The sequence below is a fragment of the Leifsonia sp. 10N434 genome, from assembly GCF_056394405.1.
On sequence record NZ_JBFTHV010000001.1, the window covers coordinates 241,398 to 267,348 of the forward strand.

Annotated in this window: 24 protein-coding genes and 1 tRNA gene; 10 read left to right on the plus strand and 15 right to left on the minus strand. The window is 69.0% G+C overall.

Features of this window, described 5'->3' with window-relative positions:
- The first annotated feature begins 105 nt into the window (after positions 1-105).
- On the plus strand, positions 106-1,176 hold the full coding sequence (locus AC1DB1_RS01115) for a Gfo/Idh/MocA family protein (RefSeq protein ID WP_271177353.1): 1,071 nt from the start codon (positions 106-108) through the stop codon (positions 1,174-1,176).
- Positions 1,177-1,273: 97 nt separating this feature from the next.
- Entirely contained in the window at positions 1,274-1,873 is a 600-nt protein-coding gene (locus AC1DB1_RS01120) for a YqaJ viral recombinase family protein (RefSeq protein WP_271177385.1), read from the plus strand.
- A gap of 7 nt (positions 1,874-1,880) precedes the next feature.
- Here the strand turns inward: AC1DB1_RS01120 and AC1DB1_RS01125 are convergent, their stop codons facing one another.
- On the minus strand, positions 1,881-2,606 hold the full coding sequence (locus AC1DB1_RS01125; RefSeq protein ID WP_271177354.1) for a DUF998 domain-containing protein: 726 nt from the start codon (positions 2,604-2,606) through the stop codon (positions 1,881-1,883).
- Between the two features lie 238 nt (positions 2,607-2,844).
- On the opposite strand from AC1DB1_RS01125, the gene AC1DB1_RS01130 reads away from it, so the two are divergent.
- Positions 2,845-3,813, plus strand: a complete 969-nt coding sequence (locus AC1DB1_RS01130) for an NADP-dependent oxidoreductase (protein WP_477199469.1) — start codon at positions 2,845-2,847, stop codon at positions 3,811-3,813.
- A 22-nt stretch (positions 3,814-3,835) separates the two neighbouring features.
- On the opposite strand, the gene AC1DB1_RS01135 is transcribed toward AC1DB1_RS01130, so the two are convergent.
- The 7 genes from AC1DB1_RS01135 to AC1DB1_RS01165 all read right to left on the minus strand — a co-directional run bounded on the left by AC1DB1_RS01135 (position 3,836) and on the right by AC1DB1_RS01165 (position 9,387).
- A complete protein-coding gene (locus AC1DB1_RS01135; RefSeq protein ID WP_477199470.1) occupies positions 3,836-4,381 on the minus strand; it encodes a GNAT family N-acetyltransferase in 546 nt (181 codons plus the stop codon).
- Between the two features lie 96 nt (positions 4,382-4,477).
- Positions 4,478-6,478 (minus strand): S53 family peptidase, encoded by a 2,001-nt coding sequence (locus tag AC1DB1_RS01140; protein ID WP_477199471.1) that lies wholly within the window; start codon positions 6,476-6,478, stop codon positions 4,478-4,480.
- A 225-nt stretch (positions 6,479-6,703) separates the two neighbouring features.
- Positions 6,704-7,393, minus strand: a complete 690-nt coding sequence (gene rplA / locus AC1DB1_RS01145) for a 50S ribosomal protein L1 (protein ID WP_271177358.1) — start codon at positions 7,391-7,393, stop codon at positions 6,704-6,706.
- Positions 7,394-7,465: 72 nt separating this feature from the next.
- Positions 7,466-7,897, minus strand: coding sequence for a 50S ribosomal protein L11 (gene rplK, locus AC1DB1_RS01150; protein ID WP_271177359.1), 432 nt, complete (start codon positions 7,895-7,897; stop codon positions 7,466-7,468).
- 105 nt (positions 7,898-8,002) lie between these two features.
- On the minus strand, positions 8,003-8,926 hold the full coding sequence (gene nusG / locus AC1DB1_RS01155; protein WP_271177360.1) for a transcription termination/antitermination protein NusG: 924 nt from the start codon (positions 8,924-8,926) through the stop codon (positions 8,003-8,005).
- Positions 8,927-8,999: 73 nt separating this feature from the next.
- A complete protein-coding gene (secE, locus tag AC1DB1_RS01160; RefSeq protein ID WP_271177361.1) occupies positions 9,000-9,272 on the minus strand; it encodes a preprotein translocase subunit SecE in 273 nt (90 codons plus the stop codon).
- A 42-nt stretch (positions 9,273-9,314) separates the two neighbouring features.
- Positions 9,315-9,387, minus strand: a tRNA-Trp gene (locus AC1DB1_RS01165).
- 232 nt (positions 9,388-9,619) lie between these two features.
- Here AC1DB1_RS01165 and AC1DB1_RS01170 point away from each other — a divergent pair.
- Entirely contained in the window at positions 9,620-10,819 is a 1,200-nt protein-coding gene (locus AC1DB1_RS01170) for a pyridoxal phosphate-dependent aminotransferase (protein WP_477199472.1), read from the plus strand.
- Between the two features lie 251 nt (positions 10,820-11,070).
- Positions 11,071-11,982: a hypothetical protein gene (locus AC1DB1_RS01175; RefSeq protein WP_477199473.1), complete on the plus strand. Its 912-nt coding sequence runs from the start codon at positions 11,071-11,073 to the stop codon at positions 11,980-11,982.
- 82 nt (positions 11,983-12,064) lie between these two features.
- Here AC1DB1_RS01175 and AC1DB1_RS01180 read toward each other — a convergent pair whose 3' ends face one another.
- Both AC1DB1_RS01180 and AC1DB1_RS01185 read right to left on the minus strand, forming a co-directional pair.
- Positions 12,065-12,724 (minus strand): LuxR C-terminal-related transcriptional regulator, encoded by a 660-nt coding sequence (locus AC1DB1_RS01180; RefSeq protein ID WP_477199474.1) that lies wholly within the window; start codon positions 12,722-12,724, stop codon positions 12,065-12,067.
- The gene (locus AC1DB1_RS01185) at positions 12,721-13,926 is read right to left on the minus strand and encodes an ATP-binding protein (RefSeq protein ID WP_477199475.1); all 1,206 of its coding nucleotides are present in this window, start codon (positions 13,924-13,926) and stop codon (positions 12,721-12,723) included. The genes AC1DB1_RS01180 and AC1DB1_RS01185 overlap by 4 nt, the downstream gene beginning before the upstream one ends.
- 113 nt (positions 13,927-14,039) lie before the next feature.
- Between AC1DB1_RS01185 and AC1DB1_RS01190 the strand changes: the two genes are divergently transcribed.
- The 4 genes from AC1DB1_RS01190 to AC1DB1_RS01205 all read left to right on the plus strand — a co-directional run bounded on the left by AC1DB1_RS01190 (position 14,040) and on the right by AC1DB1_RS01205 (position 18,250).
- Positions 14,040-15,857 carry a PspC domain-containing protein gene (locus tag AC1DB1_RS01190; protein WP_477199476.1) on the plus strand — a complete coding sequence of 606 codons (1,818 nt, stop codon included), beginning with the start codon at positions 14,040-14,042 and terminating at the stop codon, positions 15,855-15,857.
- Complete coding sequence (locus AC1DB1_RS01195) at positions 15,854-16,336, plus strand: hypothetical protein (RefSeq protein ID WP_477199477.1); 483 nt, start codon at positions 15,854-15,856, stop codon at positions 16,334-16,336. The genes AC1DB1_RS01190 and AC1DB1_RS01195 overlap by 4 nt, the downstream gene beginning before the upstream one ends.
- Before the next feature lie 73 nt (positions 16,337-16,409).
- Positions 16,410-17,441: an ABC transporter ATP-binding protein gene (locus AC1DB1_RS01200; RefSeq protein WP_477199478.1), complete on the plus strand. Its 1,032-nt coding sequence runs from the start codon at positions 16,410-16,412 to the stop codon at positions 17,439-17,441.
- Entirely contained in the window at positions 17,438-18,250 is an 813-nt protein-coding gene (locus tag AC1DB1_RS01205) for an ABC transporter permease (RefSeq protein WP_477199479.1), read from the plus strand. The genes AC1DB1_RS01200 and AC1DB1_RS01205 overlap by 4 nt, the downstream gene beginning before the upstream one ends.
- 8 nt (positions 18,251-18,258) lie before the next feature.
- Here AC1DB1_RS01205 and AC1DB1_RS01210 read toward each other — a convergent pair whose 3' ends face one another.
- From AC1DB1_RS01210 to AC1DB1_RS01230, 5 genes are all read right to left on the minus strand, one after another.
- Positions 18,259-20,427 carry a RecQ family ATP-dependent DNA helicase gene (locus AC1DB1_RS01210; RefSeq protein ID WP_477199480.1) on the minus strand — a complete coding sequence of 723 codons (2,169 nt, stop codon included), beginning with the start codon at positions 20,425-20,427 and terminating at the stop codon, positions 18,259-18,261.
- Between the two features lie 111 nt (positions 20,428-20,538).
- On the minus strand, positions 20,539-21,531 hold the full coding sequence (locus tag AC1DB1_RS01215) for a glycoside hydrolase family 43 protein (RefSeq protein ID WP_477199481.1): 993 nt from the start codon (positions 21,529-21,531) through the stop codon (positions 20,539-20,541).
- Positions 21,532-21,533: 2 nt separating this feature from the next.
- Positions 21,534-22,448: a carbohydrate ABC transporter permease gene (locus AC1DB1_RS01220; protein WP_477199482.1), complete on the minus strand. Its 915-nt coding sequence runs from the start codon at positions 22,446-22,448 to the stop codon at positions 21,534-21,536.
- Positions 22,445-23,425, minus strand: a complete 981-nt coding sequence (locus tag AC1DB1_RS01225; protein WP_477199483.1) for a carbohydrate ABC transporter permease — start codon at positions 23,423-23,425, stop codon at positions 22,445-22,447. Before AC1DB1_RS01225 ends, AC1DB1_RS01220 begins: the two co-directional genes overlap by 4 nt.
- The gene (locus AC1DB1_RS01230) at positions 23,415-24,725 is read right to left on the minus strand and encodes an ABC transporter substrate-binding protein (RefSeq protein ID WP_477199484.1); all 1,311 of its coding nucleotides are present in this window, start codon (positions 24,723-24,725) and stop codon (positions 23,415-23,417) included. Before AC1DB1_RS01230 ends, AC1DB1_RS01225 begins: the two co-directional genes overlap by 11 nt.
- 158 nt (positions 24,726-24,883) lie before the next feature.
- On the opposite strand from AC1DB1_RS01230, the gene AC1DB1_RS01235 reads away from it, so the two are divergent.
- Positions 24,884-25,894: a LacI family DNA-binding transcriptional regulator gene (locus AC1DB1_RS01235; protein ID WP_477199485.1), complete on the plus strand. Its 1,011-nt coding sequence runs from the start codon at positions 24,884-24,886 to the stop codon at positions 25,892-25,894.
- The last annotated feature ends 57 nt before the right edge of the window (positions 25,895-25,951 follow it).

Below are 25,951 nucleotides of genomic sequence, written 5' to 3' on the forward strand. Positions count from 1 at the left end.
GGCGTTGAAACCTCAGGTGTTAAAACACTAGATCTATCGAGCAGGCTGGACAATGGCCGGCGCCCCGGCGGCGCGTCTATAAACGCATTACGGAAGACTGGACGCATGAACGCCTTCGACACCCTGCCCGCGCCTCGGCACCCCGATCCCCACGACGCCCCCGCGCTCCGCTGGGGCGTGCTCGCGCCGGGCGGCATCGCCGCCGACTTCACGGATGCGCTGCACACGCACACCACGCAGCGGGTCGTCGCCGCCGGGTCACGGTCGGCCGAGCGTGCGGCCGCGTTCGCCGCAGCGCACGGGGTGGAGCGCTCCTACGGCTCGTACGAGCAGCTGGTCGCCGATCCCGGGGTCGATGTCGTCTACGTGGCCTCGCCGCACTCGCAGCACCGCGAGCATGCCCTGCTCGCGATCGCGGCCGGCAAGAACGTGCTGATCGAGAAGCCGATGGCGGCGACAGCGGCCGACGCACGCGCGATCGCCGATGCGGCCCGTTCGGCGGGCGTCTTCGCGATGGAGGCGATGTGGACGCGCTACCTGCCCCAGACCGACATCGTCCGTCAGCTCCTGGCCGACGGCGCCTTCGGCGAGGTGCGCGTCGTGACGGCCGACTTCGGGGGCGCGGCCACGTTCGACCCCACCAGCCGGATGTTCGACCCGGCGCTCGCCGGCGGTGCGCTGCTCGACCTCGGCGTCTATGTGGTGTCGTGGGCGTCGTTCGCGCTGGGTGCCCCCGCCGGCATCCTGGCGACCGGATCGCTCGCGCCGACCGGCGTCGACGAGCAGGTGGCGATGATCCTGTCGTCGGCGACAGGCGCGCAGGCACTCCTGAGCACGGGGCTGCGGGCAGGGACCCCGTCGCTCGCGACGATCAGCGGGTCATCCGGGCGCGTCGAGACCGACAGCCCGTTCTGGGCGGCGAGCGGCCTGCGATTCTTCGGGCCGGACGGACGGATGGCCGCCCACTGGGTCGACCCGTACGGACGCCCGCACCGCGAGGGGATGTCGTACGAAGCCGCCGCTCTCGCCCGGTACGTGACCGACGGACTCACCGACTCGCCCCTGCATCCGCTCAGCGAGGCGGTCGACACGCTGGCGACCCTCGACGAGGCGCGCCGGCAGCTCGGCTCCGTGGGCGTGGGAGGACGCGCAGCCTCCGCGACCGAGGCACAATAGAGGAGTGTTCGACCCCGCCCTGACCCGCCCGCTCGCGCTGGCGGAGCCGGCTCTCCCGCCGGTCGGCGCGTCCCCGGCACAGCAGGGTCCGCATCTCGTGCGCCTCGTCGCGCGCTCGAGCGATCGCATCGCGTGGTTGCGGGCACGCAGTCGAGGCATCACCGCCACGGATGTCGCAAAGCTGTCCACGCCGAAGTCCGTCGAGTCGGCCGCGTACGACAAGCTGAACGGCACCGGATTCGGTGGCAACGTCTTCACGCAGTACGGCCGGGCACGCGAGCCCGAGATCGCCTCGTGGGTGGCCGCGACCCACGGCATCCAGCCGAGCGATGCGCTCTACCACGCCGAGGCCGACCGCCGTCACCTGGCCACGCCCGACGGCCTCACGGTGCGCGCCGGCGGCACGATCGAACTCGCCGAGATCAAGACGACCAACAAGGCGTTCCGCAGCATCCCGCGCAATTACCTGCGCCAGATCTGGTGGCAGCAGTACGTGCTCGGCGCGGAGCGGACCCTCTTCGTCTGGGAGCAGCATTCGGGCTTCGTCCCGGTGCACGAGGAACCCCAGTGCCTCTGGGTCGACCGCGATGACGCGGAGATCTCGAAGCTCGTCTCCCTCGCGGAGGATCTGATCACGGTCCTGCGTCGCCGTACGCAGGCGGCGGCCGTCTCGGCGCCCGCCGCCTCCGGGTACTGACGCCGCGTCAGCGTGTGGCAGTCGCGGGCGTCGCCGAACGCGTCAGGGACAGCCCGTAGGCGGCCAGCCACGCGATCGCAACGGTGGTGCCGATGAGCTCCAGCCAGGAGCCGACATCCGTCGCCACGTGCACCAGGGCGAGCAGCCCGCCCACGATCGTGATGCCGGCCACCGCGACGCAGCAGACCAGCGACAGTCGTGCGACCCGGGGCATCGATGTCGCGAACGCGACCTGGAGCATCGCGTAGCACGCCGCGGCGAAACCCAGCACGGCGCTCGACGTGTGCACGAGGTCCTGCGTCGTCGAGCGCGGGTCGACGATCGGCACCGGGCAGTAGGCGGTGCAGGTGACCTGCGACGCGATCACGAAGCAGACGCCGGCGAAGCCCAGGGTGATCGCGGGCGCCCACCGGTTCAAGACGGGCGCCGACGACCGGATGTGCCCGGAGGCCAGCGCGATCGAGAAGCCACCCAGGGCGATGCAGAGCAGCGCGACCGCGAACGGGAACTTGGTTGCCGCGCCGACTGCGCCGAGCTCGCTCACGTAGACCGGGTAGGGAACCGTGAGCCGCGCCGCCCAGATGAGCGTGAGACCGCCGAGGACGGCGATCGTCCCGATCGCCAGCAGCACCGGCACCGCGCGCTGCCATCCGCCGGCGAGCAGCGGGACGGCGAACGGCTGTCGTACGATCCGCAGCAGCCGGGGCGCGCGGGGGCCGGACAGTCGGGTCACCTGCGTTCCTCGTCTCGGGTCGGGGATTTCGTTCGGGTAGGGCCGGGGTCGGGTCCGACCCGAATGCATCCTAACCAGCGATCTTGAGAAAACCGCCAGGGGGTATCCGAAACGGATTGTTCACACGTGGTGATGCCGTCGTAACACCTTGGAATCATTGGCGGGATTGACTGGTTGCGATCACGATGGCACGGCCCGAACCGCTGTCACGACTGCCCGACCGACGAGGGGACGACGAATGCAGAAGACGATGCGGGCCGCACTTCTCCATCAGGCGGGCGCCGCCGATGAGCTCGCCGTCGAGGAGACCGGGGTCCCCGACCGCGTCAATGCCGAGTTCCTCGTGAAGGTCGTGGCCGCCGGCGTGAACCCGATCGACGCCAAGACGCGTGCCGGTCGCGGCGTGTTCGGCGCGATCCACCAGTTCCCCGCCGTGCTCGGCCACGACTTCAGCGGTGTCGTCGTGCAGTCCCCCTTCGCCGCGCATCCGATCAAGCCGGGCGACGAGGTCTTCGGCATGGTGATGGTGCCGCGCTACAGCGGAAGCTACGCCGAATACGTCTCGGTGCCGAGTCTCAGCGTCGTCCGCAAGCCGAGCACCCTCTCGCACATCGAGGCGGCCGGGGCGCCCCTGGCGGCCCTCACGGCCTGGGGCCTGGTGGTCGAGGTCGCCAAGGCGCACGAAGGCCAGCGGATGCTCATCCACGCCGGCAGCGGCGGCGTCGGCCACTTCGCGGTGCAGTTCGCCTCGTATTTCGGCGCCCACGTCATCGCGACGGCATCCGGCGCCAATGTGCCGTGGCTGCGCTCGCTCGGGGCCGCCGAGGTCATCGACTACGCGACCACCCGCTTCGAAGACGTCGTGGGCGAGGTCGACGTCGTGATCGATCTGATCGGCAACGTGCACGACGAGACGGGGTCGCGGTCGCTGTCCGTGCTGCGCCGCGGCGGACTCATCGTCAACGCGCCGACAGGCAGCTGGCCGACCTTCGCGGACGACGTCGCCGCGGCCGGCGTGCGCGGAACGGATTTCAAGGTCGCGCCCGACGGCAACACGCTCGCGGTGATCGCGCGTCTGCTCGAGGCGGGAAACGTGCGCGTGCACGTGGACCAGATCTTCGCGCTCGAGCAGATCGCCGAGGCGCACCGGGCTATGGAGTCGGGGCACACCCGCGGCAAGATCGTGTTGAAGGTCGCCGAGGGCTGAGGTCGGCGGCCGGGGCTGCGCGCTACGCCAGCGAGCGCTCCATCACCCAGTCGTCCTCGAGGCGGTCCCCCACCAGGAAGTGCTTGGTGCCGACGCGCTCGAAGCCGTGCTTGCCGTAGAACCGCTGAGCCCGGCCGTTCTCCTCGTTGACGCCCAGCCACATGCCCGCCGATCCGGCGGCGACCGCGGCGTCGACACTTGCGGCCATCAGCCCGCTCGCGACGCCGGCGCCGTGATGGCCGGGCATCACGTAGCACTTGCTCAGCTCGATCGTGGGCCGGATGCGGATGGCCGCCTTCACGTCCGCGTCGGCCGGCTCGCCGAGGTTCAGCATCGTGTAGCCGATCGCCCCGGCATGCGGATGCTCGTCGTCTTCCGCGATGAGCAGCAGGCGGCTCACGTCGGCAAGGTACTCGGCGAACCGCTCCTCCGACAGCACGGTCGCGATGAAGTGCGCCTTCGCCTCGTCGGTGGTGTGCGGCGGGCAGGCCAGCGGAAAGGTCACGGCGGCGACGGCGGCGAGGGCCGCGGCGTCCCCGGCCTCGGCGGGGCGGATCCGAACGGTCATCCCTTCACCCTACCCAGCCCGGCGGCCCCGTGGCGGGGAGCGGGCGCAGCGACGGCCGGCCGTCCGGGAGGACGACCGGCCGTCGGGTGCAGCCGGCTAGTGCCGGCCCGCCGCCACCTGCGACAGGAGGCCGAACGAAACGCCACCGAGGCCGGTCACGTCGTCGTATCCCTTCGCGGTCTTGAGCGAGGTGTCCTGATCGAACGTCACGAAGTACGTGTTTCCGCTGATCGCGCTGGTGTACACGACACCGGACTTCGGGTTCAGCGGGAGCACGTCGCGGACGCTGCTCGGCACGGCCTTCTTCACGGCGTACAACGTCGGGTTCGCGAACCCGATCGTCGTGTGGGTCGCCTGCTGCACGAGAGCCATCTGCGCGGCAACGATCGGCGCGGCGAGCGAGGTGCCGCCATACGTCTCGTTGACGAAGTCACCGGTCTCGAGCGTCGTGTCGTCGATGATCGGACGGATGCCGATCTGGAACCCGGTGTACGGGTCGGCGAGCGCCGCGATGTCCGGCGAGACGCGCATCCCGTTCGCGAGCGATGCGGGCACCGCCCCCTTCTGGTAGTCGGGCTGCGAGAAGATCGCACTGACGCCACCACCGGCGCCTCCGACGAAGCGGGTTCCGGGGAGCGGCTGAGCGTACGCGAGGGCGCCCGAGGCATCCTTCACGATCTGGTCGAACTGGTCGCCCCAGCCGGTCTCATAGGTCATCTTGCCGTTCTTGTCGATGCCCATGCTCGTCCCACCCACCGAGGTAACCCACGGCGACGAGGCCATGAAGTCCGGCGACGGGTAGCCGAGGCGTGCGGCCTCGTCTCCGTTGTCACCGCTCGAGTAGTAGAGGCCGATTCCCTCACCGGCAGCCTGCAGCTCGATGTTCACCTGACCGGCGACCACATCGGCCGGAACGTCTTCGCCGACGTTGCCGTAGCTGTTGCTCACGATGTTGGCCAGCTTGTTGTCGAGGATCTTCGACATCGCGATGTCGATACCGCCACCGCAGTTGAAGCCACCCACGTACAGGATGCGCGCGGCCGGGGCGATGCTGTGGGCCGACTCGACGTCGAGCGTCTGCTCACCCTGCCATCCGCTCGGGAACGCGCAGGCCTCCTGGTCGACGAACTCGCTCGGCTTCGGCACCAGCTGCTGGTAGGTCGAGTTGGTGAGTCCCGGCTCGCCGTTGGCGGCGGCGTAGGTGTTCGCGTCCTTGACGATGCTCGGCGACGCGTAGGCGTCGATGATGGCGATCGTCTGACCGCTGCCGTTCAGGCCCTTCTTGTTGAGGGTGTCCAGGCCGTACGACGAGCGCAGCTGCTTCGGCGTGTAACCGCAGTTGTAGGTGCTGTACTGCGTCTTGCCGTTGTAGGCGGGCGGCACGGTCACCGTGTGCTCACCGTCGTAGTGCGAGCACGGCGTGGTGATCACCGGCGCGGCGGCGACGCTCTTGCGGCTCACCTGCGGCGCTGCGGACGGGCCGAGGTCGCCCTGCTTGATCGAGTCGGGCTTGGTGAGCATCCGGGACTGCTCGATGCTGACGCCCGAGACCTTGGAGCCGACGGCGGTCGGGAGGGACGGCGCTGAGGCCGGGGCGAGAAGGGTGCGTCCCGCGTAGTTGTACGAGTGCAGCGAGGTTCCGAAGATCGAACCGAGCTGGTCGGCGGTTCCGCGGAAGACGACGTACTGCCGGCTGGCCGGCGTTCCGTTGACCGTCAGGCCGGCGGTCTTGAGGAACCGCAGCACGGAGTCGTAGTCGGCCTTCGACGGGGAGAAGTTCTTGATCCACTGGCTCGGGCTGAGCGCCTTGCGATAGCTGTGGTTGGTGGGCGACGAGACCGCCTTCGCCAGCGCTTCCGCGCCCGCGGCGTTGCGGAGCGGCAGGAAGATCTCGCCTTCGATCGTCTCGTCCGCAGGTGCTGCTCCGGCGTCGTTGGCGGAGGTCGCCCACTTCGGCACCGAGTCGCTGAACGTGACGCGGTCGGCCGCGTTGGCCGCTCCGACGCCCGTCATCGACAAAGCCACCACGGCTGCCGTGGTGGCGATGATTCCTGCGGTCCTCTTGTGAAGGGCCCGCCCGGTGATGCGAGTTCTCATGAATGTCATCCTTACTCGACGGTGAGGCGGCACGCGGCGCGCGCCATTGGTGACAGTAGACCCACAGGTTCTGCCGCCACAAGAGGGGTAGACAGTTCTGTTGCAACTGTTTGCTCGGCGTGAACGATCCTCAGTTCGGCAACGACGAAAAAGCCCGCCCCACCGGAGTGGGAGCGGGCTTTTCGCAGTCGTGGAACGTCGCCTTCGTGAGACGCCGTCGCCTGACTAGATGGAGTTGACGTCCAGCGGGATGCCGGGGCCGAACGTGGTCGACACGGCGCCCTTCTGGATGTAGCGACCCTTCGAGGAGGACGGCTTGAGGCGCATGACCTCTTCGAGAGCGGTCTTGATGTTGTCCTGCAGCTGGTCGGCGGTGAAGCCGGCCTTGCCGACGACGAAGTGCACGTTGGCGTGCTTGTCGACGCGGAACTCGATCTTTCCACCCTTGATGTCGGAGACGGCCTTGGCCACATCCGGGGTGACCGTGCCGGTCTTCGGGTTGGGCATGAGACCACGCGGGCCGAGCACCTTTCCGAGACGGCCGACCTGGCCCATGAGCTCCGGGGTGGAGACGGCCGAGTCGAACGCGGTGTAGCCACCGGCGACCTTCTCGATGAGCTCGGCGCCGCCGACCTCGTCAGCGCCAGCGGCGATCGCGGCCTCAGCGGCCGGACCCGTCGCGAACACGATGACGCGCGCGGTCTTGCCGGTACCGTGAGGAAGAATGACGGTACCGCGGACCATCTGGTCCGCCTTGCGCGGGTCGACGCCGAGCTTCAGCGCGACCTCGACGGTCGAGTTGAACTTGGCCGAGCCGGTCTCGCGAGCCAGCGTGACGGCCTCTTCGGGGGTGTAGAGCTTTCCGGCCTCGATCTTCTCGGCCGCGGCCCGGTAGGCCTTTGACTTCTGTGCCATGTGATTTCTCCTATCGAGAATGTGGTGCGAGCCTGGCCGGCTCTGCCACGGATGTCTGGTTGGGGACGCTGCTTACGCTTCGACCGTGATGCCCATGGAACGGGCGGTGCCTGCGATGATCTTCGACGCGGCGTCGATGTCGTTCGCGTTGAGGTCGACCATCTTCTGCTCGGCGATCGAGCGCACCTGCTCCTGGGTCAGCTTGCCGACCTTGGTGGTGTGCGGAACGCCGGAGCCCTTGGCGACGCCGGCAGCCTTCTTGATGAGCTCGGCGGCGGGCGGGGTCTTCAGGACGAACGTGAACGAACGGTCCTCGTAGACGGTGATCTCCACGGGGATGACGTTGCCGCGCTGCGACTCGGTCGCCGCGTTGTACGCCTTGCAGAACTCCATGATGTTGACGCCGTGCTGACCCAGCGCCGGACCGATCGGCGGGGCGGGGTTGGCGGCGCCGGCGTTGATCTGAAGCTTGATCAGACCAGTGACCTTTTTCTTCGGTGCCATGTTTCTTCCTTCTTTGTGTATTCGAGCCGAATCGGGACATCCCGAACGGCTCTCCCGGTTTCTCGGCCTGTCCGAGACCCGGTGTTCTGGAAAATCTGGGGTGGGTTAGAGCTTCGTGACCTGGTCGAAGCTGAGCTCGACCGGCGTCTCGCGCTCGAACAGGGAGACGAGCACGGTGAGCTTGCCGCTCTCCGGCTTGATCTCGCTGATCGAACCCGGGAGACCCGCGAACGAGCCTTCCTTGATGGTGATCGTCTCGCCGATCTCGAAGTCGACCTCGGCGGGGATGACGCGAGCGGTGGTCTTGGAGCCCTTGACGGCGCCGCCCTTGGCCGGAGCCGCCTCGACCTGCACGAGGCTCTTCAGCATCGAGAAGGCCTCTTCGAAACGAAGGGGAGTCGGGTTGTGCGCGTTGCCGACGAAGCCGGTGACGCCGGGGGTGTGACGGACGACCGACCAGCTGTCTTCGTTCAGGTCCATGCGCACGAGCACGTAGCCCGGGATGCGCACACGGTTGACCATCTTGCGCTGGCCGTTCTTGATCTCGACGACATCTTCCATCGGGACCTGGACTTCGAAGATGAAGTCCTCCATGTTCATCGAGACCATGCGGTTCTCGATGTTCGACTTCACGCGGCGCTCGAAACCGGCGTACGAGTGGATGACGTACCACTTGCCGATCTTGCTGCGGAGCTCGGCCCGGAACTCTTCGTACGGGTCGGTGGCGTTCTCGTCTTCGTCTTCGACGGCCTCGAGGGCCGCTTCGGCCTCCTGGTCGTCGTCGACCTCGAGGGCCTCATCGACGGCGCGATCCGCTTCGGGGTCGACCGCTTCGGCCATGGCGTCGAGCACGGCGTCGAGATCGATCTCGGTTCCGTCTTCGGCGACGACGTGCAGGGCCTCGTGCTCGGCGGCGTCGACGGCCTCCTCGTCGGCGGCCAGAACGTTACCGGTCTGCGCCTCATCGTCTTCGGAGGACTGCTCGGCTGCGGTCGCCCAGTCCACGTCGTCGCGATTTGTCTCAGACACTGAATTCATTCCATTCCTGTTGTTGGTCGGTGCGTTCCGGATCGAACCGGATCCGGATCAAGCCGGTTCCGGCTCAAGCCGGATTACCGAAGACCCAGAACACGCCCAGACCGAAGATCCAGTCGAGCAGGGACACCAGCGCCATCATGATCACCACGAAGACGAGCACGACACCGGTGTAGCTCAGCAGTTCTTTACGGGTGGGTGTGACGACCTTCTTGAGTTCGCCGAAGACCTGCCGGATGAACAGCGCGATCCGCGCGAAGGGTCCACGCTTTGCAGCGCGGTCTTTCTTCGCGTTGGCGACGACGTCCTCGCTCGGCTCGTCGATAACTTTTCGGGCCACCTCGTTACACCTTTCGTGGGCCTGCACCTGGGTGCCGGCTTGCAGGGCGGACAGGACTCGAACCTGCAACCTGCGGTTTTGGAGACCGCTGCTCTACCAATTGAGCCACCGCCCTAGGAAAGTGAGATCGCGATACTGATCGCGCACGTCCTCGATCAAGGCTAACCGATCCGGCTCCGAGATTGCTCACGGTGCCGAGCGGTCACTCCGCCGGCAGCGGTTCCACCAGAATCCACACGGGAAAAGGCAGTCGTTCCACCAGAAAAATGGGCGCAAAAAAGCATGGCAGATTTCAACTACCGCGACCAAGTGTATGGGACGGATGGCCCACTGTAAAGTTGAGCAGCGTGACCGCACAGCAGCGCATCTCCCGCCGGATCAGCTCGATCGCCGAGTCCGCCACCCTCAAGGTCGACGCCAAGGCCAAGGCCCTCCGCGCCCAGGGTCGCCCTGTCATCAGCTACGCCGCCGGCGAGCCCGATTTCGTCACGCCCTCGAACATCGTCGAGGCCGCCCTCGAGGCGGTTCAGGACCCCCGCAACTACCGCTACACCCCCGCCGCGGGGCTGCCGGAGCTGCGCGAGGCGATCGCCGTCAAGACGCTGCGCGACTCCGGGCTGCAGGTGTCACCGTCACAGGTCGTGGTGACCAACGGCGGCAAGCAGGCCGTCTATCAGGCGTTCGCGACCCTCCTGGATCCGGGCGACGAGGTGCTGGTGCCGACCCCGTACTGGACCACCTACCCGGAGGCGATCGCGCTTGCCGGGGGCACGCAGGTCGACGTCTTCGCCGGCGCGGACCAGGATTACCTGGTCACGGTCGATCAGCTCGAGGCGGCCCGCACGGAGCGGACGAAGGTGCTGCTCTTCGTCTCGCCGTCGAACCCCACCGGCAGCGTCTATCCGGCGGCGCAGGTGGAGGAGATCGGCCGCTGGGCCGACGAGCACGGACTCTGGGTCATCGCTGATGAGATCTATCAGAACCTCACCTACGACGGCGTGCGCGCGGTCTCGATCGTCGAGGCGGTACCCTCGCTCGCCGACCGCACCATCCTCGTCAACGGGGTCGCGAAGACCTACGCCATGACGGGCTGGCGCGTGGGCTGGATGACCGGGCCGGCCGACGCGATCGCGGCAGCGGCGAACCTGCAATCGCACCTCTCGTCCAACGTCTCCAACATCTCGCAGCGCGCGGCCCTCGAGGCGCTGACCGGACCACAGGAGGCCGAGGAGCAGATGCGACTGGCCTTCGACCGGCGCCGCCGCACGATCGTCGCGGAGCTGAACGCGATCGACGGCGTGCGCACGCCCACCCCGCTCGGCGCGTTCTACGTGTATCCGGATGTGTCCGGGCTGCTCGGGCGCACGTGGGGCGGTGTGACGCCCCGCACCTCTCTGGAGCTCGCGGACCTCATCCTGGAGCAGGCGGAGGTGGCGACGGTGCCGGGCGAGGCGTTCGGCCCGTCGGGCTACCTGCGGCTGTCGTACGCGCTCGGCGACGACGAGCTGCTCGAGGGCGTGCGGCGCCTGCAGCGCCTGTTCGCGTAGGGCGGGCCTGTCCGCGCCTCCCCACTCCACCTCCCTCCTCCACCTCCCTCCTCCGTCTCCCTCAGGTTCCTCTTACCCGCCCACCTCCCCCAGGTTCCTCTTACCCGGCCGCCCCTGTGAGTGGTCAGTTGTTGTCGCGTGAGGGGGCGAAATCGAGCGCGAAGCGACGACGAGTGACCACTCACCTTCGAGCACTCGATTGCGCCTGTGGATAACTCCCGCGGAGACCCCTCCTCAGACAGGCTGGAGGCATGCCGACGCTCACCCCGCTGCCGATCTCACTCGCCCGCCCGCTCGCGGTCGCCCAGGCGCGCGAGCACGGCGTCTCTCCTCGTCGGCTCCGTGCACCCGACCTGACTCGGCCGTTCCGAGGGGTCGTCTGCACTCGGCAACTCGACTTCGTCGGCCGCTGCCACGCGTACATGCAGCGCCTTCCGCCCGGCGGCTTCGTGAGTGGCCCCACCGCCGCGCGCCTCTACGGCGTCCCCCTGCCCGCAGAACTCGAACGTGACGACGCCCCTCTCGACGTCTCCGTACCGGCTCCTGGGCGAGCGCCACGTGTATCGGGGGTTCGCGGGCACTCCGTGCGCATCCACTTCGGGGATGTCAGCTCGGTCGCCGGCGTTCCGGCGAGCGCTCCGGCGCGATGGTGGTGCGAGCTGAGCTCGCATCTCGATGTCGAGACGCTCGTCACCGTCGGCGACGCACTTCTGCACCGACGGCTCGGCGGGACGAGGTTGGATGGCCTGGCAGCAGCCGTCGACAGGTATCCGTCGAGACGATGGCGACGGCGTCTCGTCGAGGCACTCCCCCTGCTCGATGACCGTGCCGAATCGCCGCAGGAGTCGCGGCTGCGCACCCGGCTGGTGCGAGCAGGGGTATCGGGAATGATCGCTAACCCGACGATCACGACGGCAACCGGCCGTGTCTACCGGGGCGACCTCACCTTTCCAGAGCAGCGGGTGATTCTCGAGTATCAGGGCGACGTGCATCGACCCGTCCACCGGTTCCGGGCGGACATGACCAGGCAGCTCGACCTCCAGGCGGACGGCTGGACCGTCGTCTACCTCGGACCCGGCGACCTCGCTGACGACCAGCTCGTCAGGCGCGTCCGGGCGATCCTCGCGCTGCACACGGCCCCACCGCCGTCCCCGCCATCGTGAACAGTGTTGTGGCGCGATCGACGCAGTACCTGGGGCCGGCACAGCAGCGGCAGCAGCGCAGCCGAAGCGGCGAGGCGCGGCGTCAGAGCAGCTTGCGCTCGAGGGCCCAGGCGGTGAGCTCGTGACGGGACGAGAGCTGCAGCTTGCGGAGCACGGCGGAGACGTGCGTCTCGACGGTCTTGATCGAGATGAAGAGTTCCGCGGCCACCTCCTTGTAGGAGTAGCCGCGCGCGATCAGGCGCATGACCTCGCGCTCGCGGGCGGAGAGCCGGTCGAGCTCGTCCACGGTCTCGGCCTGCTCCCCCGCGGCCGCGCCGAACGCGTCGAGCACGAAGCCGGCCAGCTTCGGCGAGAAGACCGCGTCGCCGCCGGCGACCGCCACGACGGCGTCGCTCACCTGGCTGCCGGAACTGCCCTTCGTCAGGTAGCCGCGAGCCCCCGCCCGGATGACCGCGACGACGTCCTCGGCCGCGTCCGACACGCTCAGAGCCAGGAACCGTGTATCCGGGCACTCCGCGGCCGTCCGTCGCACCACCTCGGCGCCTCCGCCGCCGGCCCCGCCGGGAAGGTGCACGTCGAGCAGTACCACGTCGGGTCGCGAGGCGAGGATCGCGGCCACCGCGGCATCCACGTCGGCGGCCTCCGCGGCGACCTCGAGCCGCGCATCCAGGTCGGCGCGCAGACCGGAACGGAAGATGGAGTGATCGTCGACGATGACGACGGTGACGGGTGTGTCGCTCATGATTGCTCGCTCGGGAACTCGATGCTCAGATGGATCTCGGTGCCGGTGTCGCGGGAGGTCACGGCCGCCTGGCCCCCCGCCCGCTTCATCCGGCCGATGATCGACTCTCGCACACCGAGGCGGCCGTCGGGTAGCGCGTCCACGTCGAAGCCGGGTCCACGGTCGCGCACGAACACGTCGACGGCGCCGGCCCTGCTCTCGACGTACACGGAGACCTCGCCGCCGGCGTGCCTGGCCGCGTTGAGCATCGCCTCGCGGGCGGCGGCGGCGAGTTCGGAGGTGCCATGCTGAACAGGATCGCCGACGGCGACCACGTCGATCTGCACCGGATGGTCGATCTCGAGCGCCGCCGCGAAGTCGCGCAGATCCGTCGCCAGGTCGCCGGCAGGAGCCTCGGATCCGGCGTAGAGCCAATCGCGCAGCTCGCGTTCCTGCGCGCGTGCGATGCGGGCCACCTCGCTCGACGCACCCGCCCGGTTCTGGATGAGCGCGAGCGTCTGCAGCACCGAGTCGTGCAGGTGCGCCGCGATCTCCGCCCGCTGCTCCTCCTTGATGCGGGCCGTGCGCTCGGCGATGAGCTCCCGCCACAGCCGGAACGCCCACGGCGCGAGCAGCACCGCCGCTCCCGCGAAAGTGACAGCGATGATGCACAGCCAGAGCCACCCGGACTCCACGCGATTCGGGATGGTCGCCAGCGCCGCGGCCATGAAGAGCAGGAACGCGCCCATCGAGATGCGGAGGGCCGTCGACGATGCCGGGCCCCGCGCCGCATCGCCCGCGTCCACGACCTGATCCCAGGCCACCGCCCCGGCGGCGAGCGCGATCAGCACCGCGATCGTCCCGAGCACCGCGAACGAGGCCGACCCGGAGAAGACGAGGGCGATCGCGCCGATGCCGGTGATGACCGCGAGCACGGCCAGCAGCCACGACACCGGCACCTGGCGTTGCACTCCCTCGACCGGCGCATCCGGCACCGGCGGCCGCAGCGGCGTGAGCGCCCACAGCCAGAGGTAGAGGAGCGCTCCCGCTCCCCCGGCGAGCGACAGCGCGACGAAGAGCCAGCGCACCGCGACGACCGGCCAGCCCAGGTGGTCCGCGAGGGCGACGCTCACTCCGCTGAGTACGCACACGCGCGGCCGGGCGAGCGGCAGGCGTTCGGGGCGCGCGGCCCTCGGCGGGCGGGAGGAAGCGGTCTGGGACACGTGAAGATCCAAGCAGACCCCGAGCCTCCCCGACACCCTGGGCATCCGGAATCAGGGACGCGTCAGGGTGATACCCGATAGAGCGGCGGCGCATCCGGGGCCACGATCGAAACATGTCACAGCACGAATCGACGCCACCGCCGCCCCCGCCTCCCCCAGGCTCACCCTCGTCGCCCTACGGCGGCGGCCCCTCGTCGCCCTACGGCGGCTCGCAGACCGGGCTCGCCGGCCGGGGAACGCGCTTCTTCGACTGGATGCGCGGGCTCGGCGTCACGCGCAGCGACGGCTGGCTCGGCGGTGTGTGCGCCGGACTGGCATACCGCCTCGGCATCGATCCGCTCATCGTGCGCGGGATCGTCGTCGTCGCGGCCATCCTCGGCGCCCCCGTACTGCTGGTGTACGCCGCGGCCTGGGCGCTCCTCCCTGACCGCGAGAACCGGATCCACCTGCAGCGCCTGTTCGACGGGGACTTCCAGCCCGCCATCGTCGGCATCGGCATCCTCGCCCTCCTCTCGCTGCTGCCACTGCCACAGGGTGTGTGGTGGTTCGGCGCTCACCCGTGGGGTGAGCCCGGATGGGGAGACGTGGTGTGGCGGGTGCTCTGGACCCTGATCGTGATCGCCCTCGTGGTGGGTCTGATCGTGCTGGCCGCACGGAACGACTGGGGCCGCGCCGGCACCACCGGCCGCGGTACCGCTCCATTCGGACAGCCGGGTGCCGCCCCCTCCGGCCCGCCTGCCGGGCCCGCCTCGATGGCCGGCGGAACCAGTGCGACGGGCGAGGCCACGGCCCCGAGCGACGCCACGGGCCCGGACTCGACGGGTCGCGGCGCTGCAGCCGCCGCAGCCGCAGCTGCCACCTCGGCCGCAGCAGCCGTCGCGGCAGGCTCGGCGGCGATGGCCGCCGGCACCGCAGCGGCCGCCACCATCCCGACCCGCTCGACAGGGAACGCCACCGCAGAAACAGGCGACGAGGGCGCCGCCGGCGACCTCGCCTCGGACGCCGCCACCCCGGAGACCCCGGGAACCCCGGACACCCCCCGCCTCGACACGTCCGCCGAGCCGCAGCAGCCGCCGGCGCCGACGACGAACGCATCCGCTCAGGATGTCGCGGACTGGCAGGCGCGCCAGGCCGCCTGGCGCGCGGAGCACGCGCAGTGGAAGGAGCGCCTGAACGCCGACATGCGTGCGGTCAAGGCGCAGCGCTCGGCCGAACTCCGCGCCCAGAGCACCGCGATGCAGGCCGACGCCGCCGCGCGACGGCGGGCATACCGGGCCGCGAACCCCCGGGTGGGCGCGGCTGTCGGCTGGGTCGCGATCGGCGTCGCACTGATCGGCGCCGCCCTCACCTCGGCGCTCTGGACCTCGTTGACCGGCTTGCCCGGTTACGAGCTGACCGCGGCGTTGGCCGTCGCAACCCTCGTGCTCGGCCTGACCTCGCTGATCGCCGGACTCGCAAAGCGACGCAGCGGCTTCCTCACGTTCCTCGGCATCCTGCTCGCGGTCATCACGCTGGTCTCCGCTTTCATCCCCCGCGACCGAGAGTTGATCTTCGACGGCGCGTACGTCTCCCCACGGTCCGACGCGAGCTACTCGCAGGTCTACGGCCAGACGACGATCGAGCTCGGAGCCTCCCTCGGCAAGGCATTCCATGCCGACACGCCTGTCGTCGACCTGGTGAAGGTGTCGGGCACGACCACCGTGCAGATCGCACCGGGCATCACGGCGCAGGTGATGGGCGACCTTCACGGATCGGCGTTGTACGCGTACGACTCGGCGGGCGACCTCGAGATGCACGCGTGCACGCCGGTCGGAGGAGGTCACTGCATCGCCAACTACACCGTCGGCGACGACGACATACCGGATGTGATCGTGCGGGTCGACCAGGCCGGAGAAGTGACCATGCAGCAGACAGAAGGGGACGGACAGTGAGCGCCGACCAGCACGACAACACCCGGCCGATCGTGCCGGATGACACGGCGGCGACGCGTCCGCTGGACGAGAGTGTTCCGGCCGGACCGGTCACGGAGAACGGGACGGATGCGCCGCCCGTGTCGACGGGAGCCTCTGCACCCTTCGACGCGACCATTCCTCTCACGGCTGCGGCACCGCCCCCTCCCGCCGCCTTCTCTGCCACGGTCTCCTCCTCGCCCTACCGGCCGGAGCGGCCGACGCGGCGGCCGAGCATCCGATGGGGTGGCGTCGTCTGGGGGGCCATTCTGGTGGTGTTCGCCCTGACGATGCTCTGGATCGTGTCGGCGCGCACGCGCCTGGTGGCGGCCGAGCTCTGGCTCCAGTCGCTCACGCCGGCGAGCGCGTGGACGCTCGGACTCGTCGCGGCCGGTGCGATCATCGTGATCCTGGCCCTGCTGGCGGTGGTGCGAAGCGCACAGCGGGCGTCCCGGTCCTGATCCGGGCGTAGCCCCGGCACCTGGACGGCGCCGGGGCATCGCGGGGCGGGCGGCGGCGGGGCATGATGGGGGCATGACCTCGCAGCTGCCCGACGGGCCCGCGGCAGGTGCGGCCGTCTCGGTGCGCGACCTGCGCAAGTCGTACGGCTCCCTCGAGGCGTTGCGCGGCGTCAGTTTCGACATCGAACGCGGTGAGACGTTCGCCCTCCTGGGACCGAACGGCGCCGGCAAGAGCAGCACGATCGAGATCCTCGAGGGGTACCGCGACCGCAGCGGCGGGTTTGCGAGCGTTCTCGGGGTCGACCCCCACCGCGGCGGGGTCGAGTGGAAGGCGCGGCTCGGCATCGTGCTGCAGTCGGGCGCGGAAGCCGCCGACGTCACCGTGCGCGAGCAGGTCGCCCATTTCGCGCGCTTCTACCCGCGGCCGCGCGACGTCGATGAGGTGATCTTCGCCGTCGGGCTCACGGACAAGGCCAAGACGCGCATCCGGAACCTGTCCGGCGGTCAGCGACGACGGTTGGATGTCGCACTCGGTGTCGTCGGTCGCCCCGAGCTGCTGTTCCTCGACGAGCCGACCACGGGCTTCGATCCGGAGGCGCGGCATGAGTTCTGGGACCTGATCCGCGGGCTGAAGCGCGAGGGCACGACGATCCTGCTGACCACCCACTACCTGGACGAGGCCGCCCAGCTCAGCGACCGCGTGGCGGTGATCGCGCGCGGCACGCTGGTGGACATCGGCGCGGTCGACGCGATCGGCGACGCGTCCGCCCGCGTGCCCATCGTCCGCTGGCGCGATTCGGCCGGCCGGCCGCAGTCGGAGCGGTCCGAGACGCCGGGCGCAGTGGTGGCGCGTCTGATCGCTGAGCTCGGGACAGAACCGCGGAATCTCGAGGTGATCCGCCCCAGTCTGGAAGACATCTACCTCGAACTCGTACGCGAGACCGACACGGCCATCGACCCGACGACCAGCGCAGCTGAGAGCGGCAGCGTCGCCGAGACGGGCGGCGCAGCCGAGGGCGGCACCGCTGCCGAGGGTGGCAGCGCCGCGGAGAGCGGTGGTCGCAGGTCGAGTCGCCACTCTGCGACGGAAGGGGACCGCGCATGAGAACCATGGGGCTCGGGGTCCTGCGCGTGCGGTACGAGACGCTGATGTACTACCGCCAGGCCGACACGATCTTCTTCACGTTCCTTTTCCCGGTGGTGATGCTCGGCATCTTCTCCGTCGCATTCCAGGGGCTGGGCAACGTCGGGACGGCCCCCGACGGCTCGGGCGGCATCACGCAAGCCGCGTATTACCTGCCGGGCATGATCGCGGCGGGGATCCTGTTGAGCGGCGTGCAGAACCTGGCCGTCGACATCGCGATCGAGAAGAGCAACGGAACGCTCAAGCGGCTGGGCGGCACCCCATTGCCCGTGGTGTCGTACTTCGTCGGCAAGATGGGGCAGGTCATCGTCACGAGCGTCTTGCAGATCGCGTTGCTGCTGGTGATGGCCCGCTTCGTGTTCGACGTAGCGCTTCCGACCGATCCGGATGCCTGGCTGCGGTTCGTCTGGATCTACGCGCTGGGGATCGTGACGTCGGCCGTGCTCGGCATCGCGTTGTCGTCGGTGCCGAGAACGGGAAAGAGCGCCACCGCCGTGATCATCCCGATCGTTCTCGTGCTGCAGTTCATCTCGGGTGTGTATCTGGCCTTCAACCTGCTGCCGGAGTGGCTGCAGAACATCGCGAGCATCTTCCCGCTCAAGTGGATCGCGCAGGGCATGCGCAGCGTGTTCCTGCCGGCAGGCTTCGAGTCGCAGGAGCCGAGCGGGAGCTGGCAGCTCGGCTGGATGGCGCTCGTGCTCATCGCGTGGCTCGTGATCGGGGTAATCGCGTGCCGGCTCACGTTCCGCTGGATCCGCAAGGACACCTGAGGGCATCGTCAGCTGCGGAGTGCTGCCGCGAACGGCAGCACGGCCGACGCGCCCGCATCACGCAACACGGCACCCGCGACCGTCATGGTCCAACGGCTGTCCACCAGGTCGTCGACGAGCAGCACGGGCTGCCCGACCGGCACCACGACCTCGCCGACGCCGAACCGCCCCCAGACCGTCGCGAGTCGGAACGCACTGTTACCGCCGGGCTCGCCCGACGGGCCGCCGCCGAGCAGCCCGAGCGACCCGAGATACGGCAGACGCCCCGCGTCGGCGAACCCCCGGGCGAGGGAATCGACGAAGATCGGTCGCTGCCGCGACGGCACCGAGGCCACGGCGACCGGGCGTTCCGCCCAGCGCCAGTCCGCGAGCACCCGGATGCACGCCGCCAGCAGCGCGGGCGGCACCGGCTGGTCGGGCGCATCGTTCGAGAGAAGCTCGCGCAGGGGGCCGCCCCAGCCGAGGTCGGTGAGACGGGCGAGCGCGCGACCGGACGACAGCAGCTGCTCGGGCGCGATCTTTCCTCGCACCGGGACGCCGAGCCGGTCGGCGCCGGTCGGCCACAGTTTGCGCGGCTCGATCTCTACGCCGACACGGTCGAGCGCCGTCGCCACGGATGCGGCGACGCCTGTCGCCACCTCGCTCGGATACCACGCGCCCGCGCACCGATCGCAGCGACCGCAGGGCTCCGCCGTCGGATCGTCGAGCTGCTGCTGCAGGAACTGCATGCGGCAGTCGGCCGTGGTCTCGTAGTCGAGCATCGCCTGCTGCTCGACGCGTCTGGCCGCAGCGATGCGCTCGTACCGTTCCTCGTCGTAGACCCAGGTCTCCCCCGTCGAGACCCACCCCTTGGGGACGCGCCGCACCGCGCCGTCGACGTCGAGCACCTTCAGCAGCAGTTCGAGCGTCGACTGCTTGAGGTCGATCTGGCTCTCCAGGGCACGCGTCGACTGCGGCTCACTGCCGAGGGCGCCGAGCACGGCGTCCGCCTTCTCATTCGACGGCATCGACGCGGTGGCGAAGTACTCCCAGATCGCCCGGTCCTCCGGGCCGGGCAGCAGGAGGACATCGGCCGTGTCGGTCGCACGGCCGGCGCGCCCGACCTGCTGGTAATACGCGACCGGGGACGAGGGCGCACCGAGGTGGACGACGAACCCCAGGTCGGGCTTGTCGAAGCCCATGCCGAGGGCGCTGGTGGCGACGAGCGCCTTCACTTCGTTGCGCTTGAGCCTGCCTTCCAGGTCTTCGCGCTCCGCAGTGTCCGTCTGACCGGTGTACGCGTAGGTCTCGTGTCCCGCGTCGCGCAGCAGGCGAGCGGTGTCTTCAGCGGCCGAGACGGTGAGGGCGTAGACGATTCCGCTCCCCTGCAGCGCACCGAGGTTACTGACCAGCCAGGCCAGCCGTGCTCCGGCATCCGGCAGCGTGAGCACGCCGAGACGCAGGGACTTGCGGGCGAGCGGCCCGCGGATCGTCAGCACGTCGGCATGGCCCGCCCCGGCGCCCATCTGCTCCGCCACGTCGGCAACGACGCGCTCGTTGGCCGTCGCCGTGGTGGCGAGCACCGGCACCCCGTCGGGCATCGTGGCGATGAGCTCGCGGAGGCGGCGGTAGTCGGGCCTGAAGTCGTGTCCCCAGTCGGAGATGCAGTGCGCTTCGTCGATCACGAGCAATCCGCTGCGGCCGATGAGCGCCGGCAGGTGCTCATCGCGGAACTCCGGGTTGTTCAGCCTCTCGGGCGAGACGAGCAGGGCATCGACGGAGTCGTCGCGCAGACGCTGCATCACGTCGTCCCACTCGTGCCGGTTGGACGAGTTGAGCGTGACCGCACGCACACCCGCGCGCTCGGCGGCGGCGACCTGATCGCGCATGAGCGCGAGCAGTGGCGAGACCAGGATGGTCGGGCCCGCCCCCCGAGCGCGGAGGAGCATCGTTGCGACGAAGTAGACGGCCGACTTGCCCCATCCGGTGCGCTGCACCACCAGGGCTCGGCGACGATCGTCGACCAGCGCCGCGATCGCCTCGAACTGCCCGTCGTGGAACTGTGCGTCGTCCCGCCCGACGAGCGCCCTCAGCGTCGAGAGCGCCTGCTCGCGGGTGGAGGCGGCGACGCCGCCGGGATCGGTCGTAGCGGCGCCGCCGGAACGGGCTTCGGGAGTCGTGCCGGTGGTGTTGCTCATGGAGCCATCGTTTCAGAGACCACCGGCATCCCGGCCCGATCCACAGAACCTGTGCAGAACTCCCGGCCGACCGTGGCTGTGAGAGCCGCCCGCGTACGCAGCCTCCCGCGCTCAGCCGAGCGTGGGCGTCGCGCCGTCCCAGTTCAGCGGCCGCACCACCATGCCGCGGTACGAGTACGCCTCGTCCCAGCTGTGGAACACCAGCCAGTCACGTCCGTCGAAGGTCACGACGTCCTGTCCGCCCGGCCCGATGTAACGCCCCTTGCTCGATGCCGAGGAGAGGAACGGCGACGACGACGCCGCGTACGACCCGGTCAGCGTCGGAGAGAGCGCCGTGCCCATCGCGTACTGGTCGGTCCCGTAGTCGTTCGCCGAATAGAAGAGAACGTACTGCCCGCCCCGCTTCACGATCACCGGCGCTTCGACGAGCGCGCCCTGCCACGACTCGGTCTGCTTCATCAGCCGTGAGATCGGACCGGCCAGCGAGAGCCCGTCCGCGCTGAGCGGTGCGAGCTCGATCCAGGTGTCGAGTCCGCAGCAGTTGCCGTCGGTCTTCCAGACCAGGGAGAGCCGTCCGTCGTCGTCGCGGAAGGTGCTCGCGTCGATGGCGCCGCCCGCGTCGACCGGGCAGACGAGCGGTGCCGCGCCAGCCGGTCCGGATGGCGGAGCGTAGGGCCCTCCCGGCGTCGAGCTGACGGCCGTTCCGATGCACTGGCGGCCGCTGCTCGCGTCGGTCGCCGTGATGTACATCACGTAGTGGCCGTCGCTCACGCGAGCCACCCCGGGCGCCCACGTCTTGCCGGACTGCGCCCACGCGGGCAGCACGGGGAGGGGGTCCGTGTCGCTGAGCTTCCACGACGTCATGTTCGTCGACGTCGCGGCGCGGATGGTGAAGCCCGGCGTGTTCGTCGCGAACGCGTACGCGGTGCCGCCGTCGACGAGGACGCTCGGATCGGCGAAGTCCTGGTCGATCGCGAAGCCCGCAGCGGCGCTCGGCGACGCGCTCGCTCCGTCACCCTGCCCCGACCCGGAGCAGCCGGTCAACCCGACCGCAGCGAGCAGCCCGAGCGCCGCGAGAACCGCACCTGCCCCACCCCCGCGCATCCTCACCCCTTGACGCCCGAGCTCGCCACGCTGTCGACGATGTGCCGCTGCGCGATCGAGAAAAGGATCAGCACCGGGACCGATGCGATCACCGCACCCGCCATCACGATGGCGAAGTGCGTGGAGTAGGCACCCTGCAACTGCGCGAGGCCCGGCTGCAGCGTGAGGTTCTCCGGGCTGAGCAGCACGTACACCGGCCAGAGGAAGTCGTTCCAGTTCGCCAGGAAGCTCAGCACCGCCAGCGTCGCGAGCGCCGGTCGAGCCAGCGGGATCACGATCTGCAGGAAGATCCGGATGTCGCCCGCTCCGTCGATGCGCGCCGCCTCCTCGATCTCCACCGGAAGCCCGACGAAGAACTGCCGCAGGAAGAACACACCGAACGCACTGGCGGCGCCCGGGATCGAGATGGCCCAGATGGTGTCGAGCCAGCCGAGGTTCTGCACGATCAGGTAGTTCGGGATCAAGAAGATGACCGGCGGAACGAGCAGGGTCGCGATGATCGCGCCGAACACGATCTTCTTGCCCCAGAACTCGAGCCTGGCGAGGGCGTAGGCAGCCGCTGACGCCGTGACCAGGATGATCGCCGTCTGCAGCGCCGCGGCGAGCAGGCTGTTCAGGAACCACCGGAAGATCGGCTGCTGGCCGCTCGCGAGCGTGACGTACGCATCCATCGACCAGGGATTCGGGAACACCGAGAACGGGTTGCGGATGGCGTCGCTGTCGGTCTTGAACGACGTGAGCACGATCCACAGCAGCGGCACGATGATCATGAGCGCGATGATCGAGAGCACGACGTACAGCACGACGCGGCTCGCAGTGCGACGCGGTGAGCGACGCCGGCGCGACGGACGCGAGGGACGAGCATCCGGCTGCTCAGGCCGGGCGGACGCCGGCTTCGGGGAGGTGACGGCCGTCATCGGGATGCCCTTTCCGAACGCTCCCGCTGCAAGCGGAAGTTGACGATGCTGATGATCGCGAGGAAGACGAACAGCACGTAGCTCATCGCCGACGCGGCCGCCATGTTGTTCTGCGACAGGCCCTGATCGGAGATGTACATGATCGCTGTGCGTGTCTGGTTGCCCGGCCCACCCTTGGTGAGCAGGTAGGACTGGCCGAACATGTTGGCGGAGGCGAGGATCGTGACGGTGACGACGAAGGTCATCACCTGGCGCAGGCCGGGCAGCGTCACGCTGAAGAACTGCCGGACCGCGCCGGCGCCGTCGAGCGCGGCTGCTTCGTAGAGGTCGTTGTTGATGCCCTTGAGGCCCGCGAGGATGATCACCGTGTTGAATCCGAGGGTCCACCAGACGGTGACGAGGACCAGGGACACCCAGACCCACGGGACGTTGACCGTCCACGGGATGTCGGACGGGAGGCCGAGCATCCCGAGCACGTGGTTGACGATGCCGGACTGCGTGTCGAGCAGGTATTTCCAGATCACGCCGATGACGGCGACGCCGAGCACGTAGGGTGCGAAGAAGATGGCGCGGAACACGGTGCCGCCGCGGATCGCCCGGTTCAGGAGCACCGCGATGAGCAGCGGGATGACGAGGAGGAACGGCACGCTCGCGAGCGTGAAGATCCCCGTCGCCCCCATCGACTGCCAGAAGTCGGCGGACGTCGCCGAGCCCGGCGTGAAGAGGTCGATGTAGTTCTTGAGACCGATGAACGACTGCGAGTCGCGGAACGGGCTCCAGTTGGTGAGGCTGATCCAGAGGCCGAACACGGCGGGTGCCGCGACGAACACGATGAACAGCACGAGGAACGGCGCCAGGAACAGGTAGGCCGTCTTCGTTCGGCGGGGCGCGGCGAGTCCGGTGCTGCGCCGGGCGCGCCGAGGCGGCATCCCGGCGCCGGGCCGGGATGCCGCCTCTACAGCGAGCTCAGTCGCCATAGGTCTGCTTGTTCTGCTCGAGCAGTGTGTTCGCCTTGGCGACCGCGTCGTCGAGCGCCTGCTTGGGCGACTTCTTACCGGTGACCGCTTCGTTGACTGCTGTCGTGACGGTCGCGGTGACACTGGTGATGCCCGGAGCGGACGTCTCGTAGTGGGCGGAGGGCAGCTCGTCGAGGAACGGCTTGAGGTTCGGGTACTTCTGCACCAGAGCCGGGTCGTTGCGCACGCTGTTGCTCGCGGGCAGCTCACCGGTGTCGGGCCAGCTGGCGGAGTTGTCGTTCATCCACTTCACGAAGGTCGCGGCAGCCGCGGTCTTGTTCTTGTCCTGGCCCTTGTTGTTCAGGAACATCCAGTGGGTCGAGCTCGACCATACGGCCTTCTCGGTTCCGATCTGGGGAACTGCGGTGGCCGCCCACTGCAGCTTGTCGAACGCCGTGTTGGTGGTCTGCCAGACACCGTTCCAGTTGAAGGCGGTCTTGCCCGCGATCAGGGCGTTGATGTTGCCGTCCTGAGCGACGTTCGCGGGGCTGTAGCCCTGCTTGATCAGGTCGGTCATGTGCGTGAGGGCCTGAACACCCGCATCCGAGTTGAACGTGGCCTTGGTCACGTCGTCGTTGAAGAGGTCGCCGCCGAACTGCCAGAGCAGCGACTCGAACTCGAAGGTGCCGGTGAAGACATAACCGTCGACCCACTCGCCCTGCACGCCGGCCGTCTTGAGCTTGGCGAGCGCCGCCATGTAGGCCGTCTTGTCGGCGGGAACGGTCTCGGGGTCGAGGCCGGCCTTCTTCAGCACGTCCTTGTTCACGTAGAGACCGAGCGGGGTGACGCTCCACGGGATGCCGTACTGAGCGCTCTTGTAGGAGCCGGCCTTCATGAGGCCCTCCGGGAAGTCGCTGGCGCTGTAACCGAGCGACTTGACGATGGAATCGCTCTTGAGCAGGAGGCCCTGAGCGGCGTAGGTGGCGACGTCGTCGCCGTGCGCGACCGCGACATCCGGCCCCTTGCCCGCTTTGACCGCGAGCGGCATCTTCTTGGCGAGGTCGGCCCACTCCATGGGGACGTCTTTGACCACGATGTTCTTGTGCTCGGCGTTGAACTTCTCGACCAGCTTCGGAACGAGCACCGGCGCAGCGCCGCCCGTCCAGCCGTTCCAGAAGGTGACCGTGACCTGGGGACCCGTGTAGTCGCCGGACGCGACTTCGCCACCGGAGCCGCCCGGACTGCCGCACGCGCTGAGCGCGATGGCGACACCAGCGGCCACTGCCGCGGCGAGGACACGCCCTGCAGATCGCTTCTTCATGTGATTCTCTCCCTTGAGTGACTGGTGCAGCGCGTGGAATTCCTCCGCGCCCTGGCCAAATTACAGCGCTGGAAATTTGCTGTCAAGCGGGGTCGAGGGGGACAATCCTGAAATGGCCGTGCGGCCAGTAGAGTTCTCGAGACGAAGAAGGAGGCGCCATGGCCGGTGTCCGGTTGCAGGATGTGGCCGAGCTGGCCGGCGTCTCGATGAAGACCGTCTCCAACGTCGTCCACGACTATCAGCACGTCAGCCCCAAGATGCGCGAGCGCGTCCAGCGTGCGATCGACGAGCTCGGCTACCGCCCCAACATGCTCGGCCGCCGCCTCGCCACCGGCCGCACCGGATTGCTTGCATTGGCCTTTGCGGATGTCACACTTCCGTATTTCGCAGAGCTCGCACGTCGCGTCTCCGACCTCGCCGAGGAGCAGGGCTACCGCGTGCTGCTCGAGCAGACCGACGCGACGCTCGAAGGCGAACGCGCCGTGGTCACCGGGATCGAGTCGGGCCTGGTCGACGGCGTGATCTTCCAGCCGGCCGTGATGAGCTCGACCGAACTGGCCCAGACGCGCGCGGACATCCCGATGGTCATCCTCGGTGAGGGCGCCGCACCCCTCAGCATCGACCGCGTCATGATCGACAACGTCGCCGCGGCGCGCACGGCGACAGAGCATCTTCTCGGTCTGGGGCGACGGCTTATCGCCTTCGCCGGCCACGAGATCCCGCAGATCTCGCGCACGTCCGAACTCCGCATCGCCGGCTACCAGGCCGCCCTCGAAGCCGCCGGCATCACCCCGGATTCGGCCATGCTCATCCCGACGCACGCGATCTCCCCCGTCGACGCCGCGACCGACATCGGTGCGGCCCTCGACAGCGGTCTGCAGGTCGACGCGATCATGTGCCGCGACGACCTCGCCGCGATCGGCGCCCTCCGCGCCCTGCAGGAGCGTGGCCTCAGCGTTCCCGGCGATGTCGCCGTGATCGGTTGGGACAACACCCTGATGACCTCGGTCACGTTCCCGAGCCTGACGACGGTCGCACCTGACCTCACTGCGCTCGCCTCCCGGGCGCTCACGATGCTCCAGGAACGGATCGACGGACTCACCTCGATGGGACGCCACGAGCTGGTGGACTTCGAGCTGGTGACCAGGGAGAGCGCTCCGGCCCTCTGAGCCGACGACGGTCCCCCACGTGTCGGATGGGTTCTCACCCGCTGCCGACGAATTGCT